The organism is Methylobacterium brachiatum, from assembly GCF_900113845.1.
GTDB classification, from domain to species: domain Bacteria; phylum Pseudomonadota; class Alphaproteobacteria; order Rhizobiales; family Beijerinckiaceae; genus Methylobacterium; species Methylobacterium brachiatum.
Genome location: NZ_FOQW01000020.1, coordinates 24879 through 39142, shown reverse-complemented (window position 1 = coordinate 39142; position 14264 = coordinate 24879). Strand labels below are relative to the sequence as shown.

Annotated in this window: 13 protein-coding genes; 6 read left to right on the top strand and 7 right to left on the bottom strand. The window is 71.8% G+C overall.

Annotated features, from left to right (window positions below):
• Positions 1–83: 83 nt before the first annotated feature.
• Positions 84–512: a Ros/MucR family transcriptional regulator gene (locus BMZ47_RS22940; protein WP_091864346.1), complete on the top strand. Its 429-nt coding sequence runs from the start codon at positions 84–86 to the stop codon at positions 510–512.
• A 189-nt stretch (positions 513–701) separates the two neighbouring features.
• On the opposite strand, the gene BMZ47_RS22935 is transcribed toward BMZ47_RS22940, so the two are convergent.
• On the bottom strand, positions 702–1655 hold the full coding sequence (locus BMZ47_RS22935; RefSeq protein WP_244536914.1) for a helix-turn-helix domain-containing protein: 954 nt from the start codon (positions 1653–1655) through the stop codon (positions 702–704).
• 768 nt (positions 1656–2423) lie between these two features.
• On the opposite strand from BMZ47_RS22935, the gene BMZ47_RS22930 reads away from it, so the two are divergent.
• Together BMZ47_RS22930 and BMZ47_RS22925 are read left to right on the top strand one after the other, a co-directional pair.
• Positions 2424–3338 carry a sugar kinase gene (locus BMZ47_RS22930; protein ID WP_091864344.1) on the top strand — a complete coding sequence of 305 codons (915 nt, stop codon included), beginning with the start codon at positions 2424–2426 and terminating at the stop codon, positions 3336–3338.
• 175 nt (positions 3339–3513) lie between these two features.
• Entirely contained in the window at positions 3514–4314 is an 801-nt protein-coding gene (locus BMZ47_RS22925) for a DUF502 domain-containing protein (RefSeq protein ID WP_007559144.1), read from the top strand.
• Between the two features lie 67 nt (positions 4315–4381).
• Here BMZ47_RS22925 and BMZ47_RS22920 read toward each other — a convergent pair whose 3' ends face one another.
• Both BMZ47_RS22920 and recG read right to left on the bottom strand, forming a co-directional pair.
• Positions 4382–4705 (bottom strand): hypothetical protein, encoded by a 324-nt coding sequence (locus BMZ47_RS22920; protein ID WP_007559143.1) that lies wholly within the window; start codon positions 4703–4705, stop codon positions 4382–4384.
• A 308-nt stretch (positions 4706–5013) separates the two neighbouring features.
• Positions 5014–7233, bottom strand: coding sequence for an ATP-dependent DNA helicase RecG (gene recG, locus BMZ47_RS22915; RefSeq protein WP_244536913.1), 2220 nt, complete (start codon positions 7231–7233; stop codon positions 5014–5016).
• Positions 7234–7340: 107 nt separating this feature from the next.
• Between recG and BMZ47_RS22910 the strand changes: the two genes are divergently transcribed.
• A complete protein-coding gene (locus tag BMZ47_RS22910; RefSeq protein ID WP_091864343.1) occupies positions 7341–8225 on the top strand; it encodes an alpha/beta fold hydrolase in 885 nt (294 codons plus the stop codon).
• Between the two features lie 169 nt (positions 8226–8394).
• A complete protein-coding gene (locus BMZ47_RS22905; RefSeq protein ID WP_091864342.1) occupies positions 8395–9615 on the top strand; it encodes a UbiH/UbiF family hydroxylase in 1221 nt (406 codons plus the stop codon).
• A gap of 196 nt (positions 9616–9811) precedes the next feature.
• Here BMZ47_RS22905 and BMZ47_RS22900 read toward each other — a convergent pair whose 3' ends face one another.
• On the bottom strand, positions 9812–10156 hold the full coding sequence (locus tag BMZ47_RS22900) for a hypothetical protein (protein WP_007559136.1): 345 nt from the start codon (positions 10154–10156) through the stop codon (positions 9812–9814).
• A 161-nt stretch (positions 10157–10317) separates the two neighbouring features.
• Positions 10318–11586, bottom strand: coding sequence for an AMP-binding protein (locus BMZ47_RS22895; RefSeq protein ID WP_091864341.1), 1269 nt, complete (start codon positions 11584–11586; stop codon positions 10318–10320).
• Between the two features lie 449 nt (positions 11587–12035).
• Here BMZ47_RS22895 and BMZ47_RS22890 point away from each other — a divergent pair, with 449 nt between their 5' ends.
• Positions 12036–12821 (top strand): invasion associated locus B family protein, encoded by a 786-nt coding sequence (locus tag BMZ47_RS22890; RefSeq protein ID WP_007559131.1) that lies wholly within the window; start codon positions 12036–12038, stop codon positions 12819–12821.
• Between the two features lie 272 nt (positions 12822–13093).
• Here the strand turns inward: BMZ47_RS22890 and hspQ are convergent, their stop codons facing one another.
• Both hspQ and BMZ47_RS22880 read right to left on the bottom strand, forming a co-directional pair.
• The gene (gene hspQ, locus BMZ47_RS22885; RefSeq protein WP_091864340.1) at positions 13094–13432 is read right to left on the bottom strand and encodes a heat shock protein HspQ; all 339 of its coding nucleotides are present in this window, start codon (positions 13430–13432) and stop codon (positions 13094–13096) included.
• 95 nt (positions 13433–13527) lie between these two features.
• On the bottom strand, positions 13528–14250 hold the full coding sequence (locus BMZ47_RS22880; RefSeq protein WP_091864339.1) for a DJ-1/PfpI family protein: 723 nt from the start codon (positions 14248–14250) through the stop codon (positions 13528–13530).
• Positions 14251–14264 lie beyond the last annotated feature (14 nt).

Genomic DNA, 14264 nt, shown 5'->3' with positions numbered 1-14264 from the left:
TTCGAGCGGGACGATTCGGTAAAATTATCGGTATCTCCCGATCTTTAACTTGCGAACGCCCGCAAATCTGAAGCGAGGGGACTATGAACGCGAACGAATTGCACGAAAGCTCACAAGAACCGAATTATGACTTGATCAAATGCACGGCCTCATTGGTCGCTGCTTATGTATCGCGAAACGCCGTGGGCGTCGGCGAGTTGCCGGTTCTGATCGATCAGGTTCACACGGCCATCTCGGTGCTGCAGGGCGCCACCGCCAGCTCGACCTCGGCCTGGACCGGTCCGACGGCCGCGCAGATCGAAGCCTCGATCGGCCAGGATGGCCTGATCAGCTTCATCGATGGCCGGTCCTACAAGACGCTCAAGCGGCACCTCACCGCCCACGGCCTGACGCCCGAGCGCTACCGCGCCAAGTTCGGCCTGCCCGCCGACTACCCGATGGTCGCCCCGAGCTACGCCGAGCGCCGCTCGCAGATCGCCAAGGCGATCCAGCTCGGCCACAAGGTCGGCTGAATGAGCGTGCGCGTCCCTGCGCGGGCCGGAACCCGGTTTTGGGCCAACCGGACCGACCGCGCGGGACGCGCGCCTTGAGGGTCCCGCGTCCCGGGGGCCGAACCCATGCGTTTCGAGGCGAATCCGGAGCGCGTCGCCCTCACGCTCCGCCCACCGCTCGCGGTCACCGCCGCGGACGGCCGATCCGGTTCAGCCTTTGGCCACCGCCAGCGTGCCGTCATCCATCGGGATGAAGCGGATACCGGCGCGACGCAGCGAGGCGACAGCCTGGAGGCGGGAGCGACTCCCGCGATGCTCGCTGTCCTCCTCCAGGCGCCGGACGGTGGAATGCGACATGCCGCTGGCCTGGGCCAGGTCCATCATCGACCAGTCGAGTAGGGCGCGGGCAGCGCGCAGATGATGGCCGGTTACGGTCTGGTCGAGCGCCTCGCCCAGAGCCAGCGACGCGGGTATGGGATTCTGGACCGGGCATTTCAGCCCGCAGCGTCCGAGATAGGTGCCGTCCGGATCCCGGACAGGCACCGTAATGATCTTGAAATGCCAGAGTTCGCCGTTGGCCAGGCGCTCATGTGCCGTGCCCTGAAAGAACTCCCGCCGCTCGATCTGCGTCAAGGCCGCGTCCTGGAAGGCATCTCGCTCCTCGGGAACGATCATCGCGTAGGGATCACGGCAGATCTCCTCATACGGCAGCCCGTGCACCTGCGCGACCTCGAAGGGGAATTCGCGGCGGAGATCGAGGCCGACCGAGAAGGCCGCGATGTGCTCGGTGAGGTAGAGCGCCCCCCGCCGCCGCCGCTCCTCCTTGCGCATCAGCGACAGCTGTTCCCGGTCGGTGACGTCGAGCGCCGACCCATTGATGGCGACGGGCCGTCCCTCCCCGGAAAAGCGCGCCTCCATCATCAGCGAGAGCACGCGCACCGTGCCGTTCGGGCGGATGACCCGGACGGTCGTCTCGGGCGGGACATGGCCCTGCCGGACCTCACCGAGCGAAGGCAGCCGGTACCGATCCTCCGGATGGACCAGGCTCAAGAGGAGGTCGTAATCCGCCTTGGCGGCATTCGGGACGAGCCCGAGAAGGCGAAAAAATCCCGGCGACCAGATCTGCTCGCCACCCGCGAGCACCCAGCTCCAGGCGCCGCTCAACCCCCGGCTCTCAGTGATCGTCAGAAATTCTCCGGATGAGAACGTCAAGGCACTCAGGGCGGAATGAAACATCTCACATCATCTCGGATCTAGTCTCGGGCACCGGGATTGGTCGGACCCGGCTGTCTGTCAGCTGGCGCCGATCCCTGGGCACAGGCCCCGTCGGTCGAGGCACGGACCCGGCACGTCCTGTCCCGCACGAGGACCGGACGCGTATTTCGTATAAAACGATACATTCCGATGTCCCCGACGCATCGATCCCAAGACCGTATACGTATCGGCTTTTCGCCTCACCCCGTTCTTCAGGTAGATCGGATATGCATCGACCTCTGCATCGATCGTTCCAGATCGATAAAAACCGCATGATCTTGCTTACCGTCGGAAAGCATGTCGTGAAGTAGGCCCGAACCGCATATCCGACAATGCATGACAGAATAAATTTAATGTCACGCTAAAATGAAAGATTCAGTTCGGCTGAAATATCGTATGCCCAAGCCTGAATCTCCTGTCATTCCTGCCTTGATTGGCAGCGAATGCCTCCTTTCGGATAGGAAGAGTGCGGATTCCGGCAAGCACTAGCGGCACGGGAGCCTGCTCATTTTGCAAGTGCGCCTTGCGAGTGCGCCCGGAACGCAGTGCCGCCGCGCGGTGCGGCGGTTATGCGCCGGGAGCTCCGGGGCCTCGAGCGGCCCCGCGATTGACAGGGCGCGCCGAACGGTGCCGATCCGTTGCGAGGCTGGCGGACGGCGCCGCACAGGGAGAAGCCGCATGAGGGTCGCCTGCGTCGGCGAGTGCATGGTCGAGTTGTCGGAGCGGCCGGACGGGAGCCTCGTCCGCGGCTTCGGCGGCGATACGCTCAACACCGCCCTCTACCTCGCCCGCCTCGGCGTGACGGTCGATTACGTGACCGCCCTCGGGGACGATCCCTGGAGCGACGCGATGGTGGAGGCCTGGGGCCGTGAGGGTATCGGCCTCGGCCGGATCCGGCGATTGCCGGGCCGGATGCCGGGCCTCTACATCATCCGCACCGACGACGCCGGGGAGCGCAGCTTCCATTACTGGCGCGACAGCGCCGCCGCCCGGGACCTGTTCGCCGAGCCGGGCGCTCCCGAAACCCGCGCCGCCCTGGAGATCGACGACCTCGTCTACGTCTCCGGCATCAGCCTGTCGCTCTACGGCGAGGCCGGCCGCGCCGCCCTGGCCGAGACCCTGGCGGCCCAGCGCGCCCGGGGCGGGCTGGTCGCGTTCGACACCAATTACCGGCCCCGCGGCTGGCCGGACTGGGAGGTGGCCCGCACCGCGTTCCGCGCAGCCCTGGCGCAGGCGGATCTGATCTTCGCCTCGGTGGAGGATATGGACTGGCTGTTCGGCGCGGCGGGCGAGGACGAGGTGCTGCGCCATCGCGGCCGCGCCGAGATCGTGCTGAAGACCTCGGACGGCCCCAACCCGGTCGCGCGGGTGCTGCACGGGGCGAGCGAGACCGCCGTTCCGGCCGGCCCGGTGGAGCGGGTGGTCGACACCACGGCGGCCGGTGACAGCTTCGCGGCGGGCTACATCGCGGCCCGCATCGCCGGGCTGGCCCCGGAATCCGCCGCCGCCGAGGCGCACCGCCTGGCGGGCGCCGTGATCGGGCATCGCGGCGCCGTCATCCCTCGCGAGGCGATGCCGGCCCTGGCGTTCTGAATCCCGGGTTCCCAAAGGGCTCAGCCCTTTGGCAGGGTTCGGGGGCGGAGCCCCCGAGAACATCCATCGATCGGGCCGCCCTTGAGGCGGGCAAGCGCAGCCGCTACCTGTGCCCTCGGGGGCTCGATCGCCCCCGGGCAGGATCGCCGCGCATCGAGCGGCCGAGAGGGCACCCGTGGCGCCGAGTTCCCCGCCGATTCAGGCTCCCGAGCCCGACGCATCCGCGCCCGGCCCCGCCACCCCGAAGACGCGGGTCAGCGCGCGGGGGCGACTGCGCACCTATTTCCTCACCGGCATCATCGTGGCCGGCCCGCTGGCGATCACCGCCTACATCACGTGGTGGTTCATCGCGCTGATCGATTCCTTCGTGAAGCCGCTGGTGCCGGCGAGCTACCTGCCGGACCATTACCTGCCGTTCTCGATCCCGGGGCTGGGCCTCGTCATCGCGTTCCTGGCGGTGACGCTGCTGGGCTTCCTGACGGCCAACCTGGTCGGCCGCTCGGTGATCGAGTTCGGCGAGGTGCTGCTGGCCCGGACCCCGGTGATCTCCGGCCTGTACAAGGGCCTGCGCCAGATCTTCGAGACCCTGTTCTCGGCCAACGGCACCTCGTTCCGCACGGTCGGCCTGGTCGAGTTCCCGGTGAAGGGCACGTGGTCGGTGGTGTTCCTGTCGGCCCCCGCATCCCCGGAGGTCGAGGGCGCGCTCCAGGCCCGGAACGCGGCCGGGGCGGACGAGATGGTCGGGGTGTTCCTGCCCTGCGCCCCCAACCCGACCACGGGCTTCTTCTTCTACCTGCCGCGCTCCGCCGTGGTGGAGGTGCATATCAGCGTCGACGACGCGGCCAAGCTGGTGATGTCGGCGGGCGTGATCCAGCCGGAGGACCCGCAGGGCCGCCTGCACGCCATGGCGGCGTCCCTGCGCGCGGCGCAGCAGGCGGGCGACCCGGCGGCCCAGCGGGAGCCGCAGGACGCGTGACCGCCAAAGGAAAGGGCCGCCCCGCAATGCGGGACGGCCCTGAAACCTCGGTCGCGTGATCCGCGCGTCAGCGCTGCAGCGACGCCGTCTGCGGCGCGATGGTCGGCGGCGTCGCCTGGGCAACCGTCACGGCGCTGCGGGTCGGGGTCGGGCTCCAACCGGTGGTGCACTGGATCGTCAGGGCCAGGCCCAGCGCGATGCAGAGCCCGTTGGCGGCCAGCCAGAAGGGACGCGCGGCCCGCCGGACGGCGGCCTGCAGATCCTCCGACGTCTTCGTCACCGCCGCGGCGGCGCCATCCGAGATCGGCAGCAGCCAGGGCTCGGTCGGTAGGGCTTGGATACCGGCCATCTCGTGGGAGCCCGGCAGGTTTTGGAACAGTCCGTTCGACATGTCCGTCCTCCAGATTCGTCCGTGATGTCCCGGCTTACCGGGCCATTCGTTCATCTGCAGTTAAGGGAAGATTGTGGCTGATGCAAGGTCAAGGCCCTTGCCTACGCGCTTTCCCGCCCCCTCCGAGCCGGCCCCGAAGCACGCGGCCCCACATGCAAACACCTGACAAATATGGCCTTTCTTGGCAGGGCGTGCCTGCCGTGCATCAGGCGGCGGTTTTGTCCGGCATGTTCTCCAGCGCACATGGACGGGTGGTGCTTTCCTGAACGACGCGCTTTCCTGAACGGCGCCGTTCAGGAAAGGCCCGGTCAGCCGGCCCCGATCAGCCGGATCGCGGCGTCGCGCTCGAACAGGTAGAGCAGCACCCGAAGCGCCTTCCCGCGCGGGCTCTTCAGGCCGGGATCGCGCTCGACGATCATCCGGGCGTCGTCCCGGGCAGCCTCCAGCAGGTCGCCGTCGCTCTCGAGCCGCGCCAGCCGGAAGGCCGCGAGGCCCGACTGGCGGGTGCCCAGCACCTCGCCCTCGCCGCGCAGCTTCAGGTCGGCCTCGGCGATGCGGAAGCCGTCCTCGCTGTCGCGCATCATCTCGAGCCGCGCCCGGGCCACCTGGCCGAGCGGTCCCCGGTAGAGCAGCAGGCACGAGGACGCCTTGGAGCCGCGCCCGACCCGGCCCCGGAGCTGGTGCAGCTGCGCCAGCCCGAACCGCTCGGCATGCTCGATCACCATGATGGTCGCCTCGGGCACGTCGACCCCGACCTCGACCACCGTGGTCGAGACCAGGACCTTGGTCTCCCCGGCGGCGAAGCGGGCCATGGCGGCGTCCTTCTCGGGGCCCGGCATCTTGCCGTGGATCAGCCCGACCGCGTCGCCGAAATGCTGCTTCAGGTCGTCGAACCGCTCGGCCGCGGCGGCGAGGTCGATGAACTCGGATTCCTCGACCAGCGGGCAGATCCAGTAGACCCGCTCGCCCGTGGCGATCGCCCGGGCGAGACCGGCCACCACCTCGTCGATCCGCTCGGTCGGCAGGGTGATGGTGCGGATCGGCTGGCGGCCGGCGGGCTTCTCGTCGAGGACCGAGACGTCCATGTCGCCGAAGAAGGTCAGCGCCAGGGTGCGCGGGATCGGCGTCGCGGTCATGACCAGGAAGTCGACCGCCTCGCCCTTGGCGCCGAGCGCCAGGCGCTGGTGGACCCCGAACCGGTGCTGCTCGTCCACGACGGCGAGGCCGAGGTCCCGGAACGTCACCGCCTCCTGGAACAGGGCGTGGGTGCCGACCAGGATGTCGATCTCGCCCGCCGCGAGGGCGGCCAGCGTGCTCTTGCGCTCCGCGGCCCGGTCGCGGCCGGTCATCAGGCGCAGACGCAGACCGCCGGCCAGCGGCTGCAGCCGCTCGAAATGCTGCCGGGCCAGGATCTCGGTGGGGGCCATCAGGGCGGCCTGGCGCCCGGCCTCCACGGCCGAGGCCATGGCCAGCAAGGCCACCGCGGTCTTGCCCGAGCCGACATCGCCCTGGAGCAGGCGCAGCATCCGACGCGGCGCCGCGAGATCCGCGCGGATCTCCGCCACCGCCCGGGCCTGGGCGCCGGTGAGCGCGAAGGGCAGGGCGGCCTGGATTCGGCTGCTCAAGGCGCCGTCGCCGGCATTGACCCGGCCGGGCTTGCGCCGCTGGCGGGCGCGCATCAGGGCCAGCGCCAGCTGCGAGGCGAGCAGCTCGTCGTAGGACAGACGCCGCCTTGCGGGGGTGGCGGGGGGCGGCTGGAGCGGGTCCTCGGCCTTCGGGAGGGGCTCCTCGGGGCGGTGCTCGACGCGCAGGGCATCCGCGAAGGCGGGGAAGCGGTTTCTCTCCAGCCAGGCCGGGTCCTGCCATTCGGGCAGGATCGGCAGGCGCTCCAGGGCCGCCACCGCGAGCTTGTTGATCGCCCGGGAGGTCAGCCCCTCGGTGGCGCCGTAGATCGGCTCGACGGCGGGCAGCTCGGCGAGCCCCGCCTCGTCCACGATCCGGGACGGGTGGACCATCTGGCGGGTGCCGTCCCACAGGTCGATCCGGCCGGTGATGTAGCGATGCGCGCCCAGCGGCAGCATCTTCTCCACCCGGGCCCGAGGCATGCCGAAGAACACCAGGGAGATGTCGCCGGTGGAATCCTCCACCAGCACCCGGTGCGGGCGCTTGCCCGACCCGATCTGGGCCGGGCGGTGCGCCACCACGGTGACCCCGACGGTCACCGGTTCGCCCACGGGCGCCTCGCTGACCGAGCCCATGAGCCGGCGCGGGACGCCGCCCTGGGGCAGGTGGAACAGCAGGTCCACCACCCGGGCCTCCCGCTCCGGCGTGCCGAGCAGCTTCTCGATCAGCGGCGCCATCTTGGGGCCGACGCCCGGCAGGGCCCGGACCGGGGCGAACAGCGGGTCGAGGATGCTCGGGCGCAGCAGCGGCGCGCGGACGGCCTCGCCCTCCGGCGCCTCGGCGTCCGGGTCGTTCACGGCCGCGTCCCGGAGGGCGGCGTCCTGAGTCGCGCGTGCATCTGTCATGGTGGCTCGGCGGACATCCTGCCGGAGGCGCCTTATCATCCGGTGCATCCCGGCGCGCCAGTGCGGCGGAAGGTACACGGGCGCAGGGCACGGAGGCGACCGACCGCATGACGACGGATTTCCTGCCGGGCTTCGACCGGCACCGGATCGAGACCGCGCCGGGCGTGACCATCCATGCGCGCTCCGGCGGCTCCGGGCCGCCGGTCCTGCTGCTGCACGGCCACCCGCAGACCCTGTCGACCTGGCTGCACGTCGCCCCGCGCCTGGCCGAACGCCGCACGGTCGTGGCGATGGACCTGCGCGGCTACGGCGATTCGGACAAGCCCCCGGGCGGCGAGCGCCACGCGGCCTACGCCAAGCGCGCCATGGCGGCGGATGCGGTGGCGGTGATGCGGGCGCTGGGCCACGACCGGTTCGCGCTCGTCGGCCACGACCGCGGCGGACGCGTCGCCCACCGCCTGGCCCTGGACCATCCGGAGCGGGTCGAGCGCCTCGCGCTGTTCGACATCGCCCCCACGGCGACGATGTACGCCCGCACCGACAAGGCCTTCGCCACCCGGTATTTCTGGTGGTTCTTCTTCATCCAGCCCCATCCCCTGCCGGAGCGGCTGATCGGGGCGGATCCGGAATATTTCCTGCGCCACCACATCGAGGGCCAGTCCAAGACCCCGGGCTCGACGCCGCCGGACCTCTTCGCCGAGTACCTGCGCTGCTACGGCGACCCGGCCTGCCGCCACGCGATCTGCGAGGATTACCGGGCGGCGGCGGGCATCGACCTGGAGCACGACGCGGCCGATTCGGAGGCGCGGATCACGGCGCCGCTGCTCGCGCTCTGGGGCGCGCAGGGCACGGTCGGCCAGACCTACGACGTGCTGGAGACCTGGCGCGAGAAGGCCACCGACGTCTCGGGCCGGGCACTCGATTGCGGCCACACGCTGCAGGAGGAGCGGCCGGACGAGGTGCTTTCGGAACTCTTAGCCTTCCTCGGGTGAGGGGCGCGCTGGGACAGACAAGAGAAGCCGAGGCTTGAGGCACCGGCAGGCTCTGCTCCGGGCTGCGGCGCTGTGGCCTTCGCGGATCGGGCTTGGCAGGGATACCGGAAAGCTCAGATAGGAAACACGGGCCGGGCAGCGGAATCGGCACGGGAACGGGTGAGCAATCGTGCAGGGCAGCAGGGGCGAAGGGGCAGCATTCGACGTCGCCGTGGTGGGCGCGGGGGCCGCGGGGCTCGCTGCCGCCCTGGCGAGCGCCCAGGCCGGCATCCGGACGGCCCTGGTCGGCCGCCACGCCCCCGTGGCGGACGGGCGCACGGTTGCGCTGCTCGACGGGTCGGTGCGGTTCCTGGGGGCCCTGGGCGCCTGGGAGGCCGTGGCCCCGCATGCGAGCCCGCTCTGCACCCTGCAGATCATCGACGACACCGGCAGCCTGTTCCGGCCGCCGCCGGTGCGCTTCCAGGCCGCCGAGATCGGGCTCGACGCTTTCGGCTGGAACGTCGAGAGCGCCCGCCTGGTCGAGAGCCTGCGGGTCCGCGCCCGCACCCAAAAAAATCTCACCCTGGTCGAGGCGGATGCCGCCGGGGCCGCCCCCGGCGAGGCGGTCGCGCGCCTGACCCTGGCGGATGGCGGCACGGTCGCGGCCAAGCTGGTGGTCGGCGCCGACGGGGCGCGGTCCCCGCTGCGGGCCGCCAGCGGCGTGCGCGTGCGCGACTGGACCTACCCGCAGAGCGCCATCACCACGATCCTGGCGCATGACCGCCCGCACCGGGACGTCTCCACCGAGTTCCACACCCGCTCCGGCCCGTTCACCCTGGTGCCGCTGCCGGGCGGATACCGGTCGAGCCTGGTCTGGGTCACCGGGGAGGGCGCGGCGCGTCGGCTGGCGGCGCTCGACGACGCGGCTCTGGGCCAGGCGGTGGAGCGGCAGGCCCGGGCGATGCTGGGCGCGATGCGGGTCGACGGCCCCCGGGGCCTCGTGCCGATGCGCGGCCTCTCGGTGTCGAGCCCGGTGGCGCAGCGCCTGGCCCTGGTCGGCGAGGCGGCCCACGTCTTCCCGCCGATCGGCGCGCAGGGGCTCAATCTCGGCCTGCGCGACGCCGCCGCCCTGCGCGACGCGCTGGTGGCCGCGGCCCGGGACGGCCGCGATCCCGGTACCCGGCCGGTGCTCGACGGCTACGCCCGCAGCCGGCGCCTCGATGCCGCCGCCCGCACCGCTGCGGTCGATCTCCTGAACCGCAGCCTGCTCACGGATCTCGTCCCGGTCGACGCGCTCCGGGGCCTCGGGCTGCTGGCGATGTCGTATCTCGGCCCGCTCCGGCGGGTGGTGATGCGCGAGGGCGTGCTGCCGCGGCTCGGCGCGCCGGAACTGATGCGCGGGGCGCGCTGAGCGCGTTCTCTCGGTGGGCGCTGGACCGGCCTCGGCGGCATCGGACCCGATCGTTCGGGCGTGCCATCCTGGGCCGTCATCGCGAGCGCAGCAAAGCGACCCGGTGATGCGCCACGATTCGGGCAACCGCGCGCGGCCCTGGGTCGCTTCGCTGTGCCCGCAATGACGTGGCGCGGCGTCCGTTGAGGAACGCGTTCTAGAGGTCCGGCTGGGCTGCCACGTAGGCGCCGAGGCGGGTGGCGAGGTCCACCGGGCCGCCGGCCCGGCCCTCGGCGGCGTCGCCGATCAGGATGACCGGGATACCGCGGTCGCGCAGCTGGCCGCGCAGGCGTGCGGCGCGGCGGGCATAGGCGGGATCGCGACGGGTCGGAGCCTGGAGCAGCACCGCCGCCGGGCGGGCGATCACGGCCAGGACATCGTCCGCCGCCTCCATCGAGGCGGTGACACTTGCGTAGCCGAGGTTGGCCAGCTCGCCCGAAAGGGACCGGTCCACGGCGCGGACGCCGTCATCGACCACGAGCACTTGTTGCAGCGCACCCATAGGCTTGAGCGGTACCTCATGAAGCGTGGCTTGGGAAGATAGCCAGAACCACAATCCGAAGCGAAACCCACGAAGGCGCGGATCGGATCCGTCCCGTCATGTGCGCTTGCGAGATTATCTGCCACGCCTGAGCGCCGGATGAACCGACGAAAGGCCGCCGTTCAGGCTGTCTCCACCCCGGTTACGACCCCGTCGGACAGGATCGGCCGACAGCCCGAGTCCCGCCACGCCTCGACCTCCAGCTCCGGGATGCCGCCGCGGGGGAGTGCCGCCGTGGCGCAGGCCAGGCCGCGATAGACCAGCGGGCCTGCCAGCCCGCCGCCGGGATCCAGGATCGCGAGATCGAGGAGCGCCCGGGGCAGGGGCGCCCGGTCCGGGTGGGCCAGGGTCGCGGCGAGGTCGCGCCCGCCCGGTCGCGTGAGGACCACATCCTCGTCGAAGACCAGCGAATCGAGGCGGCGCGCCCCGGGCGATTCGGGGGCCGCGCTCACGATCGCGCGCGCGGGCGCCCGGTGGATCACGTTGAGGGCCCGCACGGTCCAGGGGAGGGGCATGGCCGCGAGCGCCGCCTCGATCAGGGACGGGACCACGAGCCGGGTCGGAACCGGCCGCATCAGGCCGGCCCGGAAGCCGGCCTCGTCGAAGGGAATCACGGTCTCGAGGCTGGCGCCGGCCGCGAGCGCCGCGCCGAGGCCGGTCACCAGGCCGCGCAGGTCGTGGGCCGGCAGGAGCGTCAGGATCCGCTCGTCCGCCGTCACCGGGAGGGTGTCGAGATGGGCCTCGATCGCCGCCGCGAGCGCCGCCGCACTGCGGTAGACCGGCCGGGCCGGATCGCCCGCCGCGAAGGTCACGAGGCCGAGGCTCGCCACGGGCTCGACGATCCCGCGCTCCAGGGCCATCGCGTCGAGGCTGATCACGCCGTCCGGAATGCCCGGACCGAAGGCCGCAAGGTAGCGCAGGCCGAAATGGCCCATGGCCGCGCGGGCGAGATCCTCGGCCGGGCGGCGGGCGCCGCGGCGGCCCTCCGTCAGCACCGTGACCAGGCCGGCGGACGCGATCCCGGCCGAGAGCTGGTCGGCATCCCAGAGGGCGGGCATCGGGCAGGGGAGGTGGCCGGCCGCCTCGACGGCCAGGTGGGCGAGGGCCGATTCGGCGCCGCCGGAGAACCACAGGCCGACCCGGCTGCCGGCGGGCAGCCGCCACGCGCCGATCCCGCGGGCGAGGCGGCCGACGATCTCGGCCGCGGCCGCGTAGGTCCAGGTGATCGGCGGGCGCCCGCACCAGGCCACCCGGTCCCCCGAATCACGCAGCGCCGTGCGCTGCGGGCCGGTCCGGGCCGCCGCGAACAGGCTGGCCGACAGGCCGCCGGACCGCGCGGACGCATCCGGCGCGGCGTCGGCCGTCCTCTCCGCCACCGCGAACGCGCTCAATCCGCCCCCCTCCCACACTGCAGATCCACCCGCATGGTCGGCCGACTATGGTTAACCCCCAGCTAAGACCCGTTCACTTGAGCGAGGCTGTCGTCGCCACGGATGGCCGGCCGCTTGGTTCGAGGGCGCGGCCGGGCGACGTCGCGCTTGCAGCGGGAGAGGCGCAGGCCTATCGGGGGCCGGCTGCGGCACGGGGTTCCCCGAGGGGCGCTCGGTGCCGCGGTGTCATGCCTTCGCCTCATTCGGAGGGGACAGGCAGGCCGCCCGGTCGCCGGGGCGAGGGATGCGCGCAACCGGCGCCCATCCCCGCCCGATGGTCGGACCGATTCATCCGGAGCCCCGGGAGGCACGCCACGGCGCTGCGCATCCGGTGGTCCGGCGGACCAGCCCGTCAGGCCGGCTCCGCATTCCGCAAGCCACACCACGTTTCTCCATAGGGGTCAGAGCCGATGTCCTTCACCCGCCCCGCGACGCTGGCACGCGCCGCCCTCCTCGGCCTCGCGGGCCTCGGCCTCGCAGCCGCCCCGGTGCTCGCCCAGGCGAAGAAGCCCGCCGCCCCCGCGCCGACCGCTCCCGCCCCCGCCGCGCCGAACACCCCGGCCGCCAACACGCCCGCCGGCGCCGCCGCCCAGACCGGCCCGCAGATCGTGGCCGTGAAGTCCGAGCCGAGCCAGGCCGACTGGACCAAGGTCTGCGGCAAGGACCAGGGCTCCGGCACCGACATCTGCTACACCACGCGCGACTTCGTGTCCGACCAGGGCCAGCCCGTGCTGGCCGTGGCGGTCTACGAGATGAAGAACGCCGCCCAGAAGCAGGAGGTGCGCGTGGTGCGCTACCTGCTGCCGCTCGGCCTGCTGCTGCAGCCGGGCATCCGCTTCAACGTCGACGGCCAGGCCGCCACGCCGGGCCGCTTCGCGGTCTGCTTCCCGAACGGCTGCTTCGCCGAGGCCGGCGGCGTCGATGCCGGCGTCATCGCCGCCATGAAGAAGGGCACGACCCTCAACGTCTCGGTCCAGAACCAGACCCAGCGCGAGGTCACCTTCGCGGTGCCGCTGGCCGGCTTCGGCAAGGCCTTCGACGGCCCGGCGATCGACCCGAAGGTCTTGGAAGAGCAGCAGAAGAAGCTCCAGGCCGAGCTGGAGAAGCGCAGCGAGGACATGCGCAAGAAGCTCGAGCAGCAGGGCGGTGCGGCCCCGGCGAACGGCGCTGCCACGCCGGCTCCGGCGGCCAAGTAAGGCCTCACCAGAATGCGATCGGGGGGTCGGACCGGGAGGTTCGGCCCCTTTTTCGTGGGCGCTCGCCTCGGGGCTCCGCCCCGATCCCCGCCGAAGGGCTCGCCCTTTGGGAACCCGGGACTGGGCGTTGGCAGGCTGCGCGGGGGCGCACAGGGTCACGGAAGCCTGAGCCCGGAAGGCGGGGGATCACCGCTTGCCTTCGAAGACGGGCCGCGGCCCCCGTCGCGTGCTCTGCGCAGACCGGCCCGGGTCAGAGCCGTCGCTTCGACGAGTCAGTTCCGGACGCGGTCGCGCATGCGGTAGCCGCCGGCCCCGTCGCGCTCGAACATCTCGGCGATGCCGGCATGGCGCAGGGCCTCGCCGGACGTGTCGGGCAGGAGGTTCTGCTCGGAGACGTAGGCGACGTACTCGGTCTCGGCGTTCTCGGCGAGCAGGTGGTAGAACGGCTGGTCCTTGCGCGGCCGGACTTCCTCGGGGATCGCCAGCCACCATTCCTCGGTGTTGTCGAAGACCGGATCGACGTCGAACACGATGCCCCGGAACGGGTAGATCCGGTGGCGCACCACCGCACCGATCGCGAATTTTGCGGTTCTCAGGGTTACGTCCGTCATGACTCTGTCCGTCCAGAGCGGACAGATAGGCCCGATGCCGGGGCGTGTCACCGGGCCGTCGTCATCTCCCGGTGACCGAACTGTGATTCGGCCGGTCACGGGGCCGGGATGCCGAGCTCGGCCGCGATCGCCCGGGCGGTGGCCTCGCGTCGGGCGGTGAGGCCGGCCGTCGCCGCCCGGATCTGCGCCACGATCGCCGGCGGGGCGCTGCGCGGGGTGCCGCTGTCGAAGGGCGGCTCCGGGGCGTATTGCATGCCGAGCTGGATCGCCCGGGCGGCATCGTCGCCGCGCAGCTCGGCCGCGAGCCGGAGCGCGCCGTCGATCCCGGCGGTGACGCCGGCGGCGAACAGCCAGGTGCGGCCGTCCTCGGCGCGGTCGATCACCACCCGCGCATCGACCGCCTCCGCCCCGAACCAGGGCAGCAGGTGGACCGCGTTCCAGTAGGTCGTGGCCCGGCGCCCGACCAGCAGCCCGGCCGCCCCGACCAGCAGCGCGCCGGTGCAGACCGAGAAGACGTGCGAAGCCCCCGCGGCCTGGCTGCGGATCCAGCCGAGCACGGCCGCGTCCCGCATCAGCGCCTCCTGGCCCTGGCCGCCAGGGATGTGCAGCACGTCGAGGCGCGGCGCCTCCGCCAGGGTGGCGTCGGGGGTGATCCGGAGGCCGCGCACGTCGCGCACCGGATCCACGGTCGGCCCGTAGATCCGGTAGGTGGAATTGGGGATCCGCGACAGCACCTCGAACGGGCCGGTGAGGTCGATCTGGTCGAGCCCCTCGAACAGCAGCGAGCCGATCTGCAGATGAGTTTCGGGGGGAATCATGCGGGGCCTCCGTG

What these genes read in the sequence shown, in the direction of transcription:
- BMZ47_RS22940 (WP_091864346.1), top strand. Translation starts at nt 84, where the DNA reads ATGAACGCGAACGAATTGCACGAAAGCTCACAAGAACCGAATTATGAC.
- BMZ47_RS22930 (WP_091864344.1), top strand. Translation starts at nt 2,424, where the DNA reads ATGAGGGTCGCCTGCGTCGGCGAGTGCATGGTCGAGTTGTCGGAGCGG.
- BMZ47_RS22920 (WP_007559143.1), bottom strand. Translation starts at nt 4,705, where the DNA reads ATGTCGAACGGACTGTTCCAAAACCTGCCGGGCTCCCACGAGATGGCC.
- recG (WP_244536913.1), bottom strand. Translation starts at nt 7,233, where the DNA reads ATGACAGATGCACGCGCGACTCAGGACGCCGCCCTCCGGGACGCGGCC.
- BMZ47_RS22910 (WP_091864343.1), top strand. Translation starts at nt 7,341, where the DNA reads ATGACGACGGATTTCCTGCCGGGCTTCGACCGGCACCGGATCGAGACC.
- BMZ47_RS22900 (WP_007559136.1), bottom strand. Translation starts at nt 10,156, where the DNA reads ATGGGTGCGCTGCAACAAGTGCTCGTGGTCGATGACGGCGTCCGCGCC.
- BMZ47_RS22890 (WP_007559131.1), top strand. Translation starts at nt 12,036, where the DNA reads ATGTCCTTCACCCGCCCCGCGACGCTGGCACGCGCCGCCCTCCTCGGC.
- hspQ (WP_091864340.1), bottom strand. Translation starts at nt 13,432, where the DNA reads ATGACGGACGTAACCCTGAGAACCGCAAAATTCGCGATCGGTGCGGTG.
- BMZ47_RS22880 (WP_091864339.1), bottom strand. Translation starts at nt 14,250, where the DNA reads ATGATTCCCCCCGAAACTCATCTGCAGATCGGCTCGCTGCTGTTCGAG.